17 protein-coding genes are annotated in these 19138 nt (G+C 46.2%); 10 read left to right on the top strand and 7 right to left on the bottom strand.

The features are described 5' to 3' along the window. Entirely contained in the window at window positions 1-1746 is a 1746-nt protein-coding gene (locus tag ACQEXP_RS02830; RefSeq protein ID WP_426968068.1) for a lysophospholipid acyltransferase family protein, read from the top strand. Between the two features lie 16 nt (window positions 1747-1762). Here the strand turns inward: ACQEXP_RS02830 and ACQEXP_RS02825 are convergent, their stop codons facing one another. From ACQEXP_RS02825 to ACQEXP_RS02815, 3 genes are all read right to left on the bottom strand, one after another. Beyond that, the gene (locus ACQEXP_RS02825) at window positions 1763-2770 is read right to left on the bottom strand and encodes a DUF2955 domain-containing protein (RefSeq protein WP_426968067.1); all 1008 of its coding nucleotides are present in this window, start codon (window positions 2768-2770) and stop codon (window positions 1763-1765) included. Continuing rightward, a complete protein-coding gene (locus tag ACQEXP_RS02820) occupies window positions 2760-3824 on the bottom strand; it encodes an HlyD family secretion protein (protein WP_426968065.1) in 1065 nt (354 codons plus the stop codon). Before ACQEXP_RS02820 ends, ACQEXP_RS02825 begins: the two co-directional genes overlap by 11 nt. Window positions 3825-3976: 152 nt before the next feature. Further along, complete coding sequence (locus ACQEXP_RS02815) at window positions 3977-4765, bottom strand: helix-turn-helix transcriptional regulator (protein WP_331418205.1); 789 nt, start codon at window positions 4763-4765, stop codon at window positions 3977-3979. 98 nt (window positions 4766-4863) lie between these two features. Between ACQEXP_RS02815 and ACQEXP_RS02810 the strand changes: the two genes are divergently transcribed. Further along, window positions 4864-5763 (top strand): DMT family transporter, encoded by a 900-nt coding sequence (locus tag ACQEXP_RS02810; protein ID WP_426968063.1) that lies wholly within the window; start codon window positions 4864-4866, stop codon window positions 5761-5763. A gap of 136 nt (window positions 5764-5899) precedes the next feature. Beyond that, on the top strand, window positions 5900-6811 hold the full coding sequence (locus ACQEXP_RS02805; protein ID WP_426968061.1) for a diguanylate cyclase: 912 nt from the start codon (window positions 5900-5902) through the stop codon (window positions 6809-6811). Between the two features lie 50 nt (window positions 6812-6861). Here ACQEXP_RS02805 and ACQEXP_RS02800 read toward each other — a convergent pair whose 3' ends face one another. Beyond that, complete coding sequence (locus ACQEXP_RS02800) at window positions 6862-8679, bottom strand: MOSC N-terminal beta barrel domain-containing protein (RefSeq protein ID WP_426968059.1); 1818 nt, start codon at window positions 8677-8679, stop codon at window positions 6862-6864. Between the two features lie 247 nt (window positions 8680-8926). Here ACQEXP_RS02800 and ACQEXP_RS02795 point away from each other — a divergent pair, with 247 nt between their 5' ends. Further along, window positions 8927-9085 (top strand): YqaE/Pmp3 family membrane protein, encoded by a 159-nt coding sequence (locus tag ACQEXP_RS02795; protein ID WP_138973221.1) that lies wholly within the window; start codon window positions 8927-8929, stop codon window positions 9083-9085. Window positions 9086-9257: 172 nt separating this feature from the next. Further along, the gene (gene pyrC / locus ACQEXP_RS02790; protein ID WP_269375651.1) at window positions 9258-10286 is read left to right on the top strand and encodes a dihydroorotase; all 1029 of its coding nucleotides are present in this window, start codon (window positions 9258-9260) and stop codon (window positions 10284-10286) included. Window positions 10287-10344: 58 nt separating this feature from the next. On the opposite strand, the gene ACQEXP_RS02785 is transcribed toward pyrC, so the two are convergent. The 3 genes from ACQEXP_RS02785 to ACQEXP_RS02775 form a co-directional block, all read right to left on the bottom strand. After that, entirely contained in the window at window positions 10345-11559 is a 1215-nt protein-coding gene (locus ACQEXP_RS02785) for an iron-containing alcohol dehydrogenase (protein ID WP_426968057.1), read from the bottom strand. A 280-nt stretch (window positions 11560-11839) separates the two neighbouring features. Then, window positions 11840-12040, bottom strand: a complete 201-nt coding sequence (locus ACQEXP_RS02780) for a restriction endonuclease subunit S (RefSeq protein WP_138973218.1) — start codon at window positions 12038-12040, stop codon at window positions 11840-11842. A 71-nt stretch (window positions 12041-12111) separates the two neighbouring features. Further along, the gene (locus ACQEXP_RS02775) at window positions 12112-14025 is read right to left on the bottom strand and encodes a methyl-accepting chemotaxis protein (RefSeq protein WP_426968055.1); all 1914 of its coding nucleotides are present in this window, start codon (window positions 14023-14025) and stop codon (window positions 12112-12114) included. Window positions 14026-14414: 389 nt separating this feature from the next. Between ACQEXP_RS02775 and ACQEXP_RS02770 the strand changes: the two genes are divergently transcribed. The 5 genes from ACQEXP_RS02770 to ACQEXP_RS02750 form a co-directional block, all read left to right on the top strand. Then, on the top strand, window positions 14415-15371 hold the full coding sequence (locus ACQEXP_RS02770; RefSeq protein ID WP_426968053.1) for an AAA family ATPase: 957 nt from the start codon (window positions 14415-14417) through the stop codon (window positions 15369-15371). Window positions 15372-15382: 11 nt separating this feature from the next. Beyond that, entirely contained in the window at window positions 15383-16306 is a 924-nt protein-coding gene (locus ACQEXP_RS02765; RefSeq protein ID WP_426968051.1) for a DUF58 domain-containing protein, read from the top strand. Next, window positions 16303-16776, top strand: a complete 474-nt coding sequence (locus tag ACQEXP_RS02760; RefSeq protein ID WP_426968049.1) for a DUF4381 domain-containing protein — start codon at window positions 16303-16305, stop codon at window positions 16774-16776. Before ACQEXP_RS02765 ends, ACQEXP_RS02760 begins: the two co-directional genes overlap by 4 nt. Further along, window positions 16769-17737 (top strand): vWA domain-containing protein, encoded by a 969-nt coding sequence (locus ACQEXP_RS02755; protein ID WP_269375657.1) that lies wholly within the window; start codon window positions 16769-16771, stop codon window positions 17735-17737. Before ACQEXP_RS02760 ends, ACQEXP_RS02755 begins: the two co-directional genes overlap by 8 nt. Continuing rightward, window positions 17730-19138, top strand: a 1409-nt coding sequence (locus ACQEXP_RS02750) for a vWA domain-containing protein (protein WP_426968047.1), incomplete at its 3' end; no start/stop codon positions are given. The genes ACQEXP_RS02755 and ACQEXP_RS02750, both read left to right, overlap by 8 nt.

Raw genomic sequence — 19138 nt, 5'->3', positions numbered from 1 at the left:
ATGATTGATAGTCCATTCCGATTACCCCGTAAAACACCATTTGGCATTGGCGAATCCGTCGTCGAATGGGCAACAGGCCTTTCGAAGCTTGATTCACTCTATCGGCAACAAGCGCTGCCAGAGGACAGTTTTGAATTTATGAACGAAGCCTTAGCTCGTATAGGAACTCAATATCAGGTGGATCACGGCAGCCTTGAAAATATTCCCACTCAAGGCCCCGTATTGATTGTAGCCAACCATCCATTTGGCGGTATTGAAGGCATCATCCTCGCATCTTTGGTTTCAAAAGTACGCAAAGATGTCAAAGTCCTGGCTAACGAGTTATTAAAACGAATTCCTGAGCTTAATGATTTATTCATCGGTGTGGATGTATTTGGTGGTGAACAAGCCAAACGAACTAACCGACGAGCAATCCAAGAAGCTAATCAGCACCTTTCACAAGGAGGCGTGTTGATACTTTTTCCTGCCGGAGAAGTCTCTTCATGGCAAGCGAATGAGAATAAGATTACCGACAAAACTTGGAGCAAATCAGTCGCCAAATTTGCCAAACATGCTCAAGCGACCACCGTTCCACTGTTCATCCAAGGTATGAATAGCAAGTTGTTTTATCAGGCAGGGCGAATTCACCCACTATTAAGAACAGCCATGCTGGGAAGAGAGCTCCTAAATAAATCCGGTGAAACGGTTTCCGTTTCGGTCGGCAATCCTATCCCCTACACAGAGATAAAAGACTTCGCTAACGATGATGAGATTACCCAGTACTTTCGTTTAAATACCTATCTAATGGGGAGCATGGCCAACAAACGGCCTCCTACTCCCTTAGATGCCCCTCTCGAGCCAATTATCGCGCCGGTTCCGGTAGAACAATTACACCACGAGTTGTTAAGCCTCGAACAGTACAAGCTACTGGAACAAGGCGACTTCGATGTCTATTGTGCTCCAACCCCAACCATTCCGAATATGATGCGAGAAATTGGACGAGTACGAGAAGAAAGCTTTCGAGAAGTGGGAGAAGGGAGCGGTAAAAGTTGCGATCTAGACCATTTTGACACCCAATACTACCAGCTGTTTGTTTGGAACAGAGTCAACCGAGATCTTGTGGGCGCCTATCGTTTGGGATTAGTCGATGAATTGATTCAACAAGGGGGAATTGACGCCCTCTACTCTTCTAGCTTATTTAAATACGATCACGCATTTATAAGCAGCCTCGGGCAGTCTATTGAACTGGGCCGTTCAGTCGTCGCTAAACAATATCAGCGTAATATGCACTCCTTGCTACTACTGTGGAAAGGGATTGCGGCGTTTGTTTATCGTCACCCACAATACACGCATCTGTTTGGTCCGGTCAGCATCAGCAATGACTACAGTCCCGTCGCGAGGCAGCTTATTGCATCCGTGATGACCGTTCATTACTACGATAATGACAAAGCTAAGTTGGTCGCACCAACAAGCCCTCTAGAAAAAAGCGGGCAGGAATTCTGGCGTCCTGACATGCTAAGTTCGTTGTCTAAGCTCCCTATTCTGTCAAAAGTTCTCACTCGACTAGAACAAGGAATGGGGCTCCCCGTGCTGCTAAGACAATATTTGGGAATGAACGGTAAGTTGGTCTGTTTTAACGTTGACCCAGCCTTTAACTACGCCCTTGATGGACTAATTGTGGTTGATCTAGTGTCTGTCCCTACAAAAACTCTAGGTAAGTACATGGGTAAAGAACAAGCGAGCCAATACTTGAACAAACATTTGTGAAGAAAATGAAGCTCCTCTACTGAGGAGCTGAATAAGGTTTGGGTCTGACTTGGGTGAGGTTCAAAATGACAGTTGCGAGAAGAATCGCTACTGAAATAGAGATAAGGCGTGTCACTTCAGAACTGATAGGTTGCTCACCCTGATAAGTGAGTAACTGGTTTAGCAACACAATAAAGTTAGTAAACAAGAGTTGATAGATGCTGAGTCTGCACTCACGTCTGATCGCAAAACACGCCAGTTTCAGCCCCATAAAACAGGTCACACCAATCAAGGCCCATTGTGGCATTGCTAAGTAGTTTTGCGCTGCCATTATCGGCAATGTGGCTAAAATTCCGACTAGGGTTGCGACCAAACGGTTGTTACGAAAAATACGCTGATCTCGTGATACCGGTATTTTAATCATGCTGCCCAAAGTAATTGCGATCAGTAACGTTTGCGAGCTTCCTGTTCCCACAAGGACGTACATTGCTAACACAAGCGTTGTCGCCTTAAATGCAATCAAGCCTAGATGTGTTTCTGCCCCATCCATGTCTTGTTCATCTGGCAAAATATCTTTCTGATCGCCGGGGAATAGTAAAAAACTCGCGTAAGTCACGATAATAGCCGTGAGGAACGTCTTTAGCATCAACCAAGGTAGATTTGAAACCGAAATATCAAACTGTAAATTGACGATAAAAGTAATGATCACGAACAGAAGCAAGAAAGTCGCAAGCATATCTTTTGGGTCATTGTGACTTCGGTAAAAACTCCAAAATAACATCAACCAGCAAAACAAGCCGAATCCCGTGGGAGAATCAAACAATACCTGCCCCAACAACACCACTCCCAAGCTGACTACCAACACAACCGCCAATAGCTTCAGTAACATATCAAGTGGTGGCTTGGATGGCATAATGGTGAGAAAAATCACCACAAACATCGGCGCAAGCACTGGTAAAAACTCACCTTGATAAATCAGGTAATAAAGCAGCAGAGTGGGTGCAAGCACCAATCTTAATACTGGGTTCGCTGAACTACGAAACATAAGTCCAAATACTCAAAATTCGCATCCAGATACCCGCTAAAAACTCTCCAAAGCCGCTCTGCTCTGTATAAAACGCAACGGTTGCTTGGGAGCCATAACGGATGTTGGTTAACTGTTCAATGTCATCAAACACGACATTGATTGGATAACGTTGAGGGGCGATATTGCCTTGACTCGAATTCAGAAAACCGGTCGCAGGATCGATATTGTTTGTACCTCCCGTACCCCATCCAATACTCTCTACCTTACCGTTTAGGACTCTTCCTGGCAGTGCATCAAGCACTATCTTTACTGTTTGACCTTGCTTGATAAACTCCATCGAGTTTTCACGCACCTGTGCGGAAATCCATACGCTGCGAGGATCTAAAAAAGTTAGAACCGGTGAACCTGCCACCACATATTGCCCGACAGTAAGCTGCATGTTGGTCACCACACCGTGTGATGGCGCTAACACTTGTGCCTTTCTTAGATCTAATTCGGCTTTCTCAAGACCCGCCATCGCGGCAAGGATTTGAGGGTTGTTCTCGCCCGTCGGCCCGAGATTTTGCTTTGCTTGAACCAAAGAAGCTTGCGCTGCTTCGAGTCCTGCTTGAGCTCGCTCTTTTGCCTCAATCGCGTTATCTAGATCTGACTGACTTAACACACCACGTGCCGCTAGACTTTCCGTTCGAGTCGCTTGCTCACGAGCATTATCTCGCGCTGCAAGTGCATCAACCACTTTTGCTTGAGCCACTTCAACGGCAGCAGTATTGGCTCCAATATTCTGGCCTGCAATCGCCAAATTTGCTTGAGCAGAAGCGAGCGCTATTTGATAATTACGCGGGTCAATTTTAAACAACTCTTGACCTTGCTCTACAATTTGGTTGTCCTCAACCCCTACCTCAACAATATTGCCCGAAACCTCAGGTGCAATACGCACCAAGTAAGTATGAACTTTAGAGTCTGTGGTAATAGGCGTCACTCGATCCGCCCACAAACTGTAGAGCCAAATAGCCAATACCACTGAGATGATATAAATACTGAGTTTACGAGACGATTTTTCCGCTGCTGACATACGCTTCTCTAGTCATTAAATTAGAACAAAATATCATCGACAATGAATTCACTCGATGTACTTTCGATAGGATTTATTTTGCAAAATAAATTGCTTACAAGCCACTACCAATATTGAAATATAGCGCAGTTTTTTCTCCTCTTGAAATGAGGTTAAAGTAAGCGGCTCTTGTACTGTTCTGGTGTTAGGCCTGCGTATTTCTTGAACATAGCTATAAATGGGCTGGCTTGGTTGTAACCGAGCGTTAAAGCGACCTCTTTAACTGAGTGTCCTTTACGTAGTAACTCCATTGAGTATAAGTAGCGGACTCTCAGTCTCCACTCGGTAAAGCTCATTCCAAGCTCTGCCTGACAATGCCTAGCGAGCGTCCGCTCTGTGGTGTGCACACGCTCAGCCCAGAGGGAGAGACTGGTGTTGTCAACGGGATTCTCTTCCACCGCTGCCAGTATCTTAGCGAGATATTTATTGTCGGTTGAAGGCAAGAAGTGGTGCTGAGTGTCGCGAGTCGCCAACTGGTCGAGCAACACCTGCACCAAACGTTTGTCAGAGTCAGTTTTCGCGACATTTATATCCCGCTGCCGAAAGTCTTCCACGATGGCAGAGACAATAGGCGTCACTTTTATCAAGCTGGTGCATTCGGGGAAGTTCTTAGTAAACGCCTGAGCAATATTGAGCGAACAGTATGAGAGAGGTTTACGGTTATAGCTGGTGTGCCTTACGCCCGCTGGAACCCAGATTGCCAAATGTGGCGGAGCAAGGAAACGGGTACCTTCCGCCTCCATTTCCAAAATCCCACCACTGATTAACTGCACTTGTCCCCAAGGATGGCTGTGCATTCGCGTTTCCGTATTAGAGAGAAATGCCTCGAAATTCATAAACACATCTGATGGTGCTTTATCGATTGATAACGAGGGATGAAGGTGTTTTGCTGATTTTCTCAAACCTGTCTTCCTATGACTCACAATGTCTTTTTAAAGATATATATATTTATATCGACCTGTCAAACTGTTCACTGTCTAATTCATTTCTTGGTGCTGGCATGGTTTACCTACTCCCTCTTTTTACGGTTTTTATTTGGGGCGGAAATGCGATCGTAAATAAGATGGCCGCTAGTACCATTGAACCGAGTGCAATGAGTTTTTATCGTTGGCTAGTGGCGATCGTTCTTCTCACTCCTTTCTGTCTGCCGAATGTCATCAAGCACTGGCAAACTATTCGTCCTTATTTAGCGAAACTGGCGTTTCTGGCGATGCTTGGCATGGTGCTCAATCAGTCTCTATCCTACTACGCGGGTCTAACAACGACCGCCTCGAATATGGCATTGATTACCTCTCTTGTGCCTCTGCTAGCCATATTTCTTAGTGTACCGCTGTTGGCAAAGCCTATCTCGCCGCTCAGTATCGTAGGAGGCGTGCTGGCTTTGGCCGGGCTAATGTTTATGCTCGGTAAAGGCGATGTAAGTTTTTTCCTCCATCAAGACATCACGCCGGGCGATGGAATTATGGTTTTGGCGTCAATATGTTATGCCGCCTACTGCGTCCTGCTAAAACGTTGGAAAATGCCTCTGTCAAACTGGACTATGGTTTACATGCAGGGCGCTCTCGCATTACTAATGCTTACACCACTCTGGCTTTCCAGTGAACAATTGCTCCCTTCTCAGCAAGCTATCCCTCTAATCGCCTATGCGGGCCTTGCGGCTTCTGTCGCCGCGCCTTGGATGTGGGTCAAAGCAATTGACTTAATTGGTGCAGATTCGAGTGCAATGTTTATGAATCTGATGCCAGTTGTTTCAATTACGTTGGCGGCGTCATTGCTAGGCGAAACGGTTCGTGATTACCATGTCATTGGTGGTCTCCTAACCGTGTCGGGGGTACTGCTATCTCAGTTGAAACTGCGAAGTCGCGCTTCAAAAATCGTCCAAAACATTGAGCAAATCTAGGTACTGATACAAAAATAGGTATAAGGTTATTAAAGAGGTTCTGTTAAGCCCAAGGTATAGGGGACGACTTGCCCTTTTCCTTTAGCTCTTTGAGTTATTGACGATTGACTCAGCCTCACGGCAGCTAGGAGGTCAAATGATCAAGCTAGAGCACATAGACGATATCGATAACCCAGCCAAATTCGCCCTTCATGAAGTGGTGCTCAATGAAATTGGATCTTACGTTTTTATCAAGAATCGTAAGGGAGAGTATCTGTATGCCAATCAACTAACCCTAGATCTTTTTGACACCTCGCTTGAGAATCTAAAAGGTAAAACCGATGCGGATTTCTTCCACCCCGATTTGTTAACCGATATATTGCGCAGCGACAACATGGTGTTTGAACACGCGCAAACCGTGGTCAATGAAGAACGTGCTCAAGCTATTCCCGATGGTAAAGTCAAAATCTATCGCGCCATCAAAAAGCCTATTTTTAGTAGCCAAACGCAAGAAGTCATTGGTCTTATCGGTGTCTCAACAGATATCACTGATCTGGTTAACATGCGCGAGCAGTTAATCGAACAAGCCAACACTGACGAGCTCACTAAACTGTGTAATCGACGCAAGCTGTGGGAGTTTTTAGCCGACTCCTATCAATCAGCCAAGCTGCATCAATTCCCACTGAGTTGCATCATTATCGATATCGACCATTTTAAACAAGTAAACGATGAATATGGACATGATTTCGGAGACAACGTGATCGTAGATTTGGCAGATATAATCCGTCATAACCTAAGAAAATCAGACTGTTGTGGCCGAATTGGTGGCGAAGAGTTTCTCATTGTTCTCAATCATACCGCGGCCGAAGAAGCCTATCAGATAGCAGAGCGACTTCGCATCCAATTTCTTCAGTCCTCACTCAACAACAAAAACAAGCCCTTTTCACTCAGTTGTGGGGTGACACAGCTTGAAGATATGGATAGTGAGTTTCTCGATCTCTACCGCCGAGCGGACAATGCACTGTATAAAGCCAAGCATCAAGGCCGTAATCAAAGTGTCCTAGAATGAAAAAAGCAGCCCTATTCTCGGCTGCTTTTTATCTCTGACAGAATGAACGTTTAACTTACCACTTCAACATCTGTTTGCGGTACGCTACAACATGCAAGCACTACCCCCATATTTCGCTCATGCTCTTGCAGCGCGGGCACGTCGGGTTGATGAACAACACCTGATTCCACTGTGACCTTACATGCACCACACAGACCAGCACGACAACTATTAGCGATTGGCGCTCCCGCATCTTCCGCTTGTTCAAGCAGTGTTTTCTGATTATCCCCTTTGAAAACGTGACCATTAACGCTTAGCATCAGTTCTTTAACTGGCTGCTGAGAAATCTGGCTCACCCCGAACGCTTCTTGGTGATAGTTTTCTTCCGGTAGTCCTTTTTTAATCAGCAAATTTCTTGCTTTTTGCATAAAGCCATCAGGACCACAAACAAATACTTGGCGGGATTCCGCATCCTTGATCTGTTTGAGGTGAGTTAGGGTTAAACGTCCCTTTAAGCCGAACCAATCGATAGGTGCCTGAGAAAGGGAGATGAGCACCGTTAAACCAGGATGTTGACGACGTAAATCATCCAACTCCGACTTACATGGAATGTCCTCTACACTACGGCACTGGTGATAAAACACCACGTCATCCAGCTGATTATGATCTGCCAAATAGCGCAACATCGATAGCATAGGTGTGACACCGCTGCCAGCGGAAAGCAACAACAACGGCTGGCTGGACTTATCACCCAAATGGAAACTGCCATCTGGCCTTTCGCAAGTTAGCGAATCACCGAGCGCAAAGTTGTCAGCCAGCCAGTTGGAGACACGCCCACCATCAATACGCTTAACTGATATTGCCAGTCGACCAGGTCTTGAAGGGCTAGATGATAAGGTGTAGCGGCGTGCGATGGTCTCCGCACCAATTCTCAATGTAATCGGCAGATGTTGACCTGGCTGATAAACAGGGAATTCTCCATGCTGGGGTTCCAACCAGAAAGTGATGAAATCTCTAGCGATCTCTTCGCGTTCAACGCATGTCATCAGCAAAGTTTTTGGACTGTTGTCGGGATAGAACTCTTTATCTTTGTATTCCAGCACTTCAACTTTATCGCCCTGATGAATCACACCTTCATTAAGAGCAACGAGGTTCTGGCCGAAAAATACCCCGCCACGCTCATTTGCACGAAACTGTGACAAGGTATTCAGTGGTTCTTTACTTGCTCTAAACTCACCTTTGTCGACATCAACCGTGGTCAGGATGCAACGCTCACAAGGCTTCACCGCTTCAAACTCGACTTCACCAATACGTATACGTTTCCAACCATCTTCAGCAAAAGGCTCGGTACCAGAAACCACTAAGTTAGTACGAAACTGATCCATAGAATGAGTTTCAGGACTACGTCGGTTGAGCTCGGATAGCGATGCTTCACTGATCACCAACAAAGGGTATCCATCGGCAAAACTCACGTTATGGCCGAGTTTTTCACGCACACGATTCGACTGTTCACCGCAATAAAGCAGTTCCACACGCTGGCCAAGGACGTCACTAAACCAATCATCGGCAGCATCTGTCGTGGTGTAAGCAACGAAGTTATCACTCCACACCTGTGCTGGCGCTTGTTGCATTTTAAATTCTGAGTAGCGAATTCGTAGGTTTGAATATCCCTTCGCAGTAAAGATAACACCATCTGGCGAGAGATTCGCTTGGACTCTAACCATCTGTGGGTACTTGCGTGCAGTGACCATCGAACCATCCGCCAAGGCAAGCATAAAACGGCGATCGAACATCAAACCTTGCTTTTCAACCCAAGAAGTTGAGAGTGACAAACCGCCAACGGATTTGACCGGATAGACATTGATTTGTGAAAGAATAGGTGCTGACATTGCTTATCCTAAGCAGTAATTATTGTTGCGGTATTATACCTAATTCCGTTTGATTTAATTGAGTTTATTTTACAAAAAACCAACAAGCACTGAGCGTCTCAAAAATGACATCTGCGCTTAAAACACGTAAGAATACACTGAATATTGTCGTCTGCTAGGCTAATAGAATAGACATCCTGTCGCGGAACGAGATAATGCCGAACAGGTACAAACCGATCGATTCAATTTATTGGAGTTAAGTAGACTTATGAACAAACTAGTGATGATCCTACTGTGTATTTTCCTACCACCTTTAGCAGTTTTTCTCGATAAAGGCTTGAATAAAGACTTCGTCATCAACCTGATTCTGACGTTTTTCTTTTTCATTCCAGGTTCGATTCACGCACTATGGTTAACAGTTCGCTAACCACAACCGTTGAGGCGAGTAATTAGCCAACCAATAGCTTCCACCAAAAAAGAAGATGAAATAGAAAGCGCTTTGCTCTATCATCCTGTCGCCTAAGCGTAAGCGTTTGCCTTCAAGGTTTTCGCACCGGTTAGGCTCCAATCAGACAACTTTTACAATGGTGGGAGCAAAAATGACAACACTTACGATCACACGTCCTGACGACTGGCATGTTCATTTACGTGACGGCGAAGTTCTAAAGGATACCGTGCGAGACATTAGCCGCTACAATGGACGCGCGCTAATCATGCCAAATACAATCCCACCTGTTACCGATACCGATATGGCTCTGGCTTACCGTGAACGCATCATGGCAGAGAAGCCAAGTGAACAGTTCGAGCCTTTAATGGCACTTTACCTAACAGATAACACAACACCTGATGAGATTCGTAAAGCTAAAGCATCTGGTGCCGTAGTTGCCGCTAAGCTTTACCCTGCTGGTGCCACAACCAACTCGGATTCAGGAGTGACGAATGCAAAGAACATCTACCCTGTTTTAGAAGCGATGCAAGAAGTGGGAATGTTACTGCTGGTACACGGCGAAGTCACTCACCACCATGTTGATATCTTTGACCGCGAGAAAGAGTTCTTAGACACTGTACTGGCACCTATCGTCAATGACTTCCCTAATCTAAAGATTGTTCTTGAACATATCACTACAGCCGACGCTGCAAACTTTGTGAAAAATGCGAATGACAACGTCGCGGCGACGATTACTGCTCACCACCTACTTTACAACCGCAATCATATGTTAGTAGGTGGCATCAAGCCTCACTTCTACTGCCTACCGATTCTTAAACGCAATACTCACCAGCAAGCTCTAATTGAAGCAGCGACAAGCGGCAGCAAGAAGTTCTTCCTTGGTACGGACTCTGCACCACATGCAAAAGGCATGAAGGAAGCGGCTTGCGGTTGTGCGGGATCATACACAGCACACGCAGCGCTAGAGCTTTATGCAGAAGTATTCGAACAAGAAGGCAAGCTAGAGAATTTAGAAGCATTTGCTAGTCATAACGGCCCAGATTTCTACGCGGTACCACGTAATACGGATACCGTCACTCTAACTAAACAAGAGTGGCCGGTGGCCGAGTCTATGCCTTTTGGCAAAGATGTTGTGGTGCCAATTCGTGCGGGTGAAACCATCGCGTGGACTGTGAAGTAATAGCACGTTAGTCTCGTTGAGTCACAACAGCCCTCATAGCTTAGCTTGAGGGCTGTTTTTATTTCGCCGTGGATATCGCAAGCAGCATTTTCTCACACTCTTCTTGCTGCATGTACCTAGGAACCGGATAGTTCCATCTCGCTTCGTGTAACGATTGTTTGGCCAGTTCATTGACATGCTCATGAAGAATATTGTCAAAATGAGTCGGCAGATCCAATTTATGTTGTAGCGACTTTACATACTCAATTAGGGCCTGTGCCTTGTCTCGATCAGGGGTGTATGGATTAGTGAGGTTCAACGCAGACGCAAGTTCGGCAAGGCTCGACTCCGCTTCGTTTTTGGAAAACTCTAATACATGGGGTAAAACCACCGCGTTGGCCAGCCCGTGTGGCGTACCGTACTTAGCGCCGAGGGTATGAGCAATGGCATGAACATAACCTAAACTGGCTTTGGTAAACGCAAGCCCAGCGTAGTAGGACGCCAATGCCATGTTTTGGCGTGCGGTCGCATTCTGACCAAATCTCACCGCTTTTTCTAGGTTCTCGTCTATAAGGGTTATGGCTGCAAGTGCATAGCGATCTGTTTCCGCGGTAGCGTTGCAGGAAATGTATGCTTCAATGGCGTGAGTCAGCGCATCCATGCCTGTTTGGGCTGTAATTGAGGCAGGTAGCGCCAGCATCAAAGAAGGGTCAAGCGCTGCCGCAATCGGCACCAACTTAGGATCCATAACTGGGGTTTTCTTATGGGTAACTGGATCAGACACAACCGCTGCAACGGTGACCTCAGAACCTGTCCCTGACGTGGTGGGAATCACGAAAATTGGTGCTGGCGATTTCCAAACTCGCAATAATCCAACCAGACGTCGCACTGGTTTGTTATTGGTCGCACACGCAGCAATAACCTTTGCACAATCTATTGGCGAGCCTCCACCAATCGCGACCACACCTTGGCACTGCTGCTCTCGATAGATGGCTAATCCAGCATCAACTTGATCATAGGTAGGATCAGGGAGGACGTCACTGAAGATGACGCACTTGACGCCAACTCGCTCAAATTCAAAAGCGAGTCGTTTGGCAAAGCCTAGTTTGACGATACCGGCATCCGTCACAATTAGAACCTTACCAATGCCCATGATGGAAACGCTGTGACAAAGCTGCTTTAAGGCATCCTTACCAATAAATAGTGTTGGTTTCGTAATGGGCAACACTTTAGCGGCAATTCTAAGCCCCAACATATAGAGCCTATGTAGCCAATAGTAGAGTTTCTGTTCCATCAGATATCTCTAAGTGATTGAATTGATACTTTTAGCCTAGACTTTACAAAGAGTTATCTCTAGTAGCTACGTCTATTTTTTTGAATTTTATGACTTAGGCTAGATATGCGATAAAAGACGCCCAACCCAGGTAATTTCACCGAATGCGATCAAATCATAAATAGTGAAAAACAGCGCGGAGATCAGCGCCAGCTTAATTAAACGATATACAATAAACATCTTTGTTTCCAAACGTTAAAAAGCCGCACTCGGCGGCTTCTGAATCAGTCATCAATACACATTAATGCACTGGCTTATCATTCTTAGCGTAGAACTTACCAAAGTACTGCTCTAGGACTTCTGGGGTCAATTTACCTTCGGCTTCAAGCTTCTTTAACTCTTGTGCAATCGCTTTTTGCTCATCAATCGACGGTAATGCCACTTCTGGCTCGTCACCCATTTCCTGAGCCATCTGTTCTAGCTCTTTTTCGAAATCACTCATGATCTCACTTACCTTATAAAATACAACTGGGGCTAAGTTTACCCACTTAGCCCCCGTTATGCCAGTCTACATCAGAGTTTAAAGCTACCCACCATTGTATCCAGACGCACTGAAAGCTCTTTAAGCTCAGCACTTGCTGCCGCTAACTCTTGCGCGGTTCCTGTGGTCATTTCATTGATAGCATTGATCTCTTCAATGTTCTGATTGATGGTATGAACAACCGTCGATTGCTCTTCTGTCGCGGTAGCTACCTGAGTATTTCGGTCCGAGATGTCATGGATACGCTCTGAGATATTGACCAACACTTCCACAGCTTCATCAGACGCAGAGACACCTTCTCCGGTAACGCTCTTACCTGCTTCCATTGCCGATACGGCATCTTTTGCATCACTTTGAAGCTGGTTGATCATTTTCTGTATCTCTTCCGTCGAATCAGCTGTACGGCTAGCGAGATTTCTTACTTCATCGGCAACCACCGCAAAACCACGTCCCTGCTCGCCTGCACGTGCCGCTTCAATTGCAGCATTAAGCGCCAATAAGTTGGTTTGCTCAGAAATGTCGCGAATCACATCCAGAATTGAACCGATCTCTTGAGTCGTTGATGCCAGCTGTTCAACCACTTGGCCTGTATTTTCTATATCCAGCGCTAAACGGCTGATCGCATCTTTAGCCTTAGAAACAACATTCTGACCCACTTGGGTATTGTCCGATGCTTGTGACGCTGTATCCGCGGCTGTCGCTGCATTGCTAGCGATTTCGCTAATCGTCGCACCCATCTGGTTGATCGCTGTCACTACTTGAATGGTCTGATCACGTTGAATCTGACTGTTATCATAAGTGGTATTGGCTTTGCTCGACACCCCATCCGCCGCCGATTGTAACGCGTGGCTGGTTGAAGCAACTTCCTTCATCGATTGATGGATTTTCTCAATAAAGTCATTGAAACCTTCCGATAGTTGACCGATTTCGTCATGGCCTCTGATCGCGATACGCTGAGATAGATCACCATCCCCTTTTCCTAGGTCAGCAAAACGAGAAGCGATTTCACGAATTGGACGCGCAATACTATTCGCTAAGAAAATTCCCATGAAAATAAATAGCGCAGCAACAACAATCGTTGTAATCATCATCTGCTTTGCGACCGCATCCAGATCAGCAAACACCTCATCAACTGGCACTACACCAATAACGAACCAGTTCATTGAAGGAATGTACATACTAGCGACAAAAACGCGTTGCCCTTCGTAGTCTGACTCAATCAGATTGAAACCAGACTTACCCAGTAATGAGCTAGACTCACCACCAAACAGCTTGGCTAATGAAGACTTCGCTTTACTACTATCACGATGAATTTGTACATCGCCTTTCGCATCGGCTAGAAATACAAATCCGGATTTCTCAATGGTAAAACCATTAAGTAACTTCACCATGTCATCCATCGACTTAGATAATCCAGACATGGTAAGACCGTTAGCCAGTTGATAGTTGGCAAACATTTTCACATCGCCATTGGCTTCTTGGAAAATACTGACTGACGTCGCATTACCTGATTGTTTAAAGCCAAAGAACCAGCCATCTTGCTGCTGATTTAACTGACGTAGAAAGCCATTTTGGTTCCAGTAGTAAGCTGTATTTCGGTTCGCTACAGAAGCGTCATTCAACTTGTATTGGCTACGTACATTATTCAGCTGTTTGATTAGCCTCGCTTCAACATCAGGAGAGATAGAAGTAGTATCAACCGCTTGTTTAATAAATTCGTTGTTGGCTATCTGTTCTGCAGCCAATAAAAGTTGGGTAACTTCGCGGTCAATTTCACTATTAATTTGTTCGAGCATCGAAGGCAGTTCGATATCAACTAAGCGGTGCTCTAGTACTTCACGCGCCTGTCGCTGAGCCATAACCCCAACAATGATGGTCGAGGCCAATACTGCAAAAGTAATACCTGCAACCACCTTCTGTTTGATACTAATCGAGTTCAATTTCATATTCTGCGCCTTTCCAAGCCATTCTACATTCGTTGATATCTTGGTCTGTAAACTTCGGTGTTATCACCAAAGTGCCATCCCTAATTTAGACCCTTCCCATGAGATTAGCATATCGACTGACAGTCAGTTTTCTTTATAAATTAATCAATAAGAATGAAATGCAATTTTTCTTGATGAGAGATTCGACGTACAACCTAACTTTGCACAAATGAAAACTTGCAACTGAGATTTTCACCCCCATATTTTAACCAACTGAAATACATACATTTGTCGAGATGCTACTATCGCAGCCTGCTGATATATTCACCTCTTGACCGAGGAGATGGATTTCACACGGAACTTTTTCAGTTAGCGAGCTACTAAGTGAAAAAATAAGGAGAAGCGAAATCATGAACGCACACGCTCTACAACACCTGCGCGATTATTTGAATAGCCAAATTATTGGCCAGAGCGAACTCGTGAATCAATTACTTGTCGCCCTACTCGCAGATGGCCATATTCTTGTTGAAGGGCCTCCTGGGCTTGCCAAAACACGTGCGGTAAAGTCTCTTGCTGACTGCATCGAAGGCGATTTTCATCGTATCCAGTTTACTCCGGATCTCTTACCCGCAGATCTCACGGGTACTGATATTTTTAGGCCAGAAACTGGCGAATTCAGCTTCCAAGCCGGACCTATTTTCAACTCATTGATCCTCGCGGATGAAATCAACCGCGCTCCTGCCAAAGTGCAAGCTGCGATGCTCGAAGCGATGGCAGAAAAACAGATAACGGCAGGTCGTAAAACCTACCCATTGCCAGAACTGTTTCTCGTGATGGCAACCCAGAACCCAATCGAGCAAGAAGGTACTTATCCTCTACCGGAGGCGCAGCTTGACCGTTTCTTGATTCACCTAGACGTGAGTTATCCTGACGCAGAAAGCGAACTGGCAATTTTGCGCCTGAATCGTGGTGAAGCTAAAGGGAATAACAGGGTTACGCCCCCCTCTTTATCTCAAGCGGATGTTTTTGCTGCGCGTCAAGCTGTACTGGATATCCATATGGCAGAAACCATTGAGCAGTACATCATTCGTTTGGTTATGGCTACAAGAGAGCCTTCCAAATACGATGATACGTTGGCGCAATGGTTGGAAATGGGTGTTAGCCCACGAGCCACCATTGCACTTGATCGTTGTGCACGTGCTTATGCGTGGCTCAATGGCCGAGACTACGTGTCCCCGCAAGATGTTCAAGCCATGGCCTACCCAGTGTTACGTCACCGTTTACTACTCAGCTATCAGGCTCAAGCAGAAGGCATCGAAGCGAACAAAGTCATTAGCAAGTTGTTGTCTTTAGTTGGCAGTGCTTGAGGCGTTAAGGTATGGACACTAGATTACCTCCCTACAGCGATGGCGTAAATCTCTCACTAGATGAACTGATGTACTACAAGCAACAGTGCATCAAGTGGTTGCCACCTGGCAAAAGTTTATGGTCACAGATGCTCGGTCAGCATCAAAGCCGACAACTAGGAAGAGGGATGGATTTTAGTGAAGTCCGACAATACCAAGCGGGCGATGATATTCGCACCATCGATTGGCGTGTGACCGCTCGCACCGGCAAACCACACACAAAACTATTCTCAGAAGAGCGTGAAAAACCTATCATCCTCTACATCGATTTATCACCTAGTATGATGTTCGGTTCGACACTATTGCTGAAGTCGGTTCAGGCCGCGCATATGGCAAGTCTAATCGCTTGGCTGAGCGTAACTGAGCAAGATCGTATAGGCGCGGTAATCGATACTGGGGAACGTCTTGTCGAACTCAAACCTACAGGGAGAAATAAGGGGGCGCTAACGCTCATTCAGTCGTTGATAACACTCCATCAACAGCAATTAAAACAAAACAGCAAGATTGACTATGGCTTTGAGCAGGGCCTAAGAGCGATTGCGCGTCTTTGTCCAAAGGGTAGCGAAATTATCATACTGAGTGATTTCTCTCGTTTTACACCGACATTGGAGCCACAACTCAGTCGCCTGACTCAACACAACCGCGTGCGATTAGTGCAAATTGTCGACCCACTCGAACGCGGCGAAACCGCTTTTCGTGGTAGCGAGCAAGTGTCTGATCAACGCAATACATTATGGCTAGATTTTTCATCAACTAAGACCCGCCAAGGTATAGGGCAGGCTTTCGAACAACAGCAGCACTATCTTAAGCAACTAACACAGAAGTTAGGCATCAGTTTTTCTACGCTCTCTAGCGATGCTGCTCTTACTCAACAACTACACGGATTTCAAAAATGAGCAACGAGACTCAACAATCACTTTTACCTCTTAACGCTATGCACCTCCCAGAACCACCAGCGTGGTTGCCTTTAGCCTGGGGATGGTGGGCTAGCATAGCTGGTGTCGCCTTATTGCTCATGGCCAGTTTGTTAGTCATTCGCTGGAACAGAAAACGCTTGGCCCCCAAGAAAACAGCACTACGTCTTTTGGCTCGAGGCCAAAAACCTTCTGAGGCGTTCGAGTTAGTCAGACAAGCGGCACTCTGCTACTACCCTCGAGAAGAGATAGCCCAACTAACGGGCAAGGAGTGGTATGCATTTTTAGACAGCGAAGCGGGTGGTTCTCGTTTTGGTGATAACTACGATTTGTGGCAACAGGCACTCTACACTTCTCAACCCATCGACAATGCACCGGAACTCATTCAGCATTGCAGTGACTGGGTTGAGCAGGCACTGCCACCGAAAAAAAGGAGAAGAAAGCGTGGCTAACGTCAGCTTCGTTTGGTGGTGGGCCTTGTTGCTGGCACCACTGCCGTTGTTGATCTATTTTTTGCTGCCGAGTATGAAAGCTTCGGCCCCGATTCGCCTGCCCTATCTTCCGAAATCATCCAGTGGTCAGGTTCCCAAAAATAGAGTGGCAAAGCTGCTTGCTGCTCTCTTTTGGCTTACGTTCATCATCGCCTTAGCCAGGCCGGTTTGGTACGGCGAACCTATCACCAGCCAGCCTAAGCACCGAGATTTGATGCTGTTGATCGATCTTTCCTACTCTATGAGTCAAAAAGATATGCAGAGTCAAGACGAGTATATCGACCGTCTTACCGCAGTTAAAAAAGTGGTCTCAGATTTTGCTCAACAACGCAAAGGCGATCGGCTGGGATTGGTGCTCTTTGCTGATCATGCTTACCTACAAACGCCATTAACATTAGACAGAGTTTCAATATCCCAGCAAGTGGATTCACTAGTACTGCGCCTGATTGGTGATAAGACCGCCATTGGCGAAGGTATCGGTTTGGCAACCAAAACCTTTATTGATAGCGATGCGCCACAGCGAGTGATGGTACTTCTTAGTGATGGCAGTAACACATCAGGTGTACTCGACCCTATTGAAGCCGCACAGATCGCCAAGAAATATCAAGCAACTATCTACACCATTGGTGTTGGTGCAGGCGAAATGATGGTGAAAGAATTTTTTATGACCCGAAAAGTCAATACCGCCCAAGATCTCGATGAAAAGACTTTGCAGCAAATTGCGCAAATCACGGGAGGGCAATATTTTCGAGCCCGTAACGCCAGCGAGTTGGCAACCATTTACGATACCATCAATAGCCTAGAACCGATAAGCAACGCATCGCAAACTTGGCGTCCGCAAAAAGAGTGGTTTGGGCTACCACTCTCAATAGCGCTGCTTAGTTTCACACTCTTGTTGGTACTAAGGAGAGATCATGTCTGAGTTTGTCGTTCTCTATCCGTGGTGGTGGTTGGCACTTATACCATGGGCGATGGTGATCTTTTGGTTAGTCAAAAGAACTCGTACGCAAACACTTATTGCTCCTCACCTTGCCGCAGCAATGGGAGTGTCTGCACCGGCTAAAAAAACCGTGAGACTCTATATCACAGCCCTTTGTGGAATCGTGGTGATTGTTGCTCTTTCTGGGCCCAGCATGTCCAAACAACCCCGCCCTAGTTATACAAACAGTAGTGCCCGCGTCCTTGTGATGGACATGTCGATGTCGATGTATGCTACCGACATCAAACCAAACCGTTTAACTCAGGCGCGCTTCAAAGCGACAGACCTTTTGTCTAGTTGGAAAGAAGGCAGTACAGGACTCGTCGCATACGCTGGCGATGCCTATCAGGTCAGTCCCATGACCAGTGACAGTAAAACCATCGCTAATTTACTGCCAAATCTTTCCCCTGACCTGATGCCATATCCCGGCGCTGACGCCGCCGCAGGAATAAAGCTCGCGATCGATATGATGACTAATACTGGCTTGGCTTCCGGTGACATCGTTCTGATAACGGATGATATCGATGATGTAGAGCAACGAGCCATCTCCAATCAGTTAGCCGGCACGCCATGGCGACTCGTTATTTTGGGGGTCGGCACTCGTTCGGGCGCACCCATCAAGCTTTCTGATGGTTCTCTCATGACCGGTAGCAGCGGACAACCTGTAGTCGCAAAAGCCAACTTCGACAATATGCGAGCGCTAGCTTCTCAGTTGGACGGCTACTTTGTACCCGTTCAGGCGACAAACAGTGACGTAGAGAGCATTATTCTGGCGACTTCCCGTGTCGATGGAGCCAGCACTGCGTTAGCCGATCAAACGATTTCAGAACAAATCAACCAAGGTTATTGGCTGCTGCCTCTCCTTGTTATTCCTGCGCTTCTCGTATTCAGACGTGGTGTGTTTTTCGCAGCCACACTGATACTGTTGCCAGCTTTGTCACCTAAGCCAGCACTCGCCAATCCTTGGCTTAATGACAATCAAAAAGCGATGGAGCTATATAACAAACAAGAATATGCGGCGGCTGCCGAACTGTTTGAAGACAGTCAATGGAAAGGCATTGCCCAATATCAGGCTGGTGATTTTTCGGCTGCCATTGACTCCTTACAAGATGCTCAAGGACTAGCGCAACGATACAACCTCGCCAATGCCTATGCACAGAACGGTCAACTCGACCAAGCTGCCGAGATATATGAACAGATCTTAACTGAACAACCTGATCACAAAGATGCCAAACAGAATCTGGACATAGTGCGTAAAAAGCAGCAACAGCAACAGCAACAGCAACAGCAACAGCAACAGCAACAGCAACAGCAACAGCAACAGCAACAGCAACAGCAACAGCA

Origin of the sequence: Vibrio sp. TRT 1302, assembly GCF_050113875.1 — a bacterium.
Taxonomy (GTDB): domain Bacteria; phylum Pseudomonadota; class Gammaproteobacteria; order Enterobacterales; family Vibrionaceae; genus Vibrio.
Note: the sequence above shows the minus strand (reverse complement) of the source record. Positions and strands in the feature narration are given on the sequence as shown.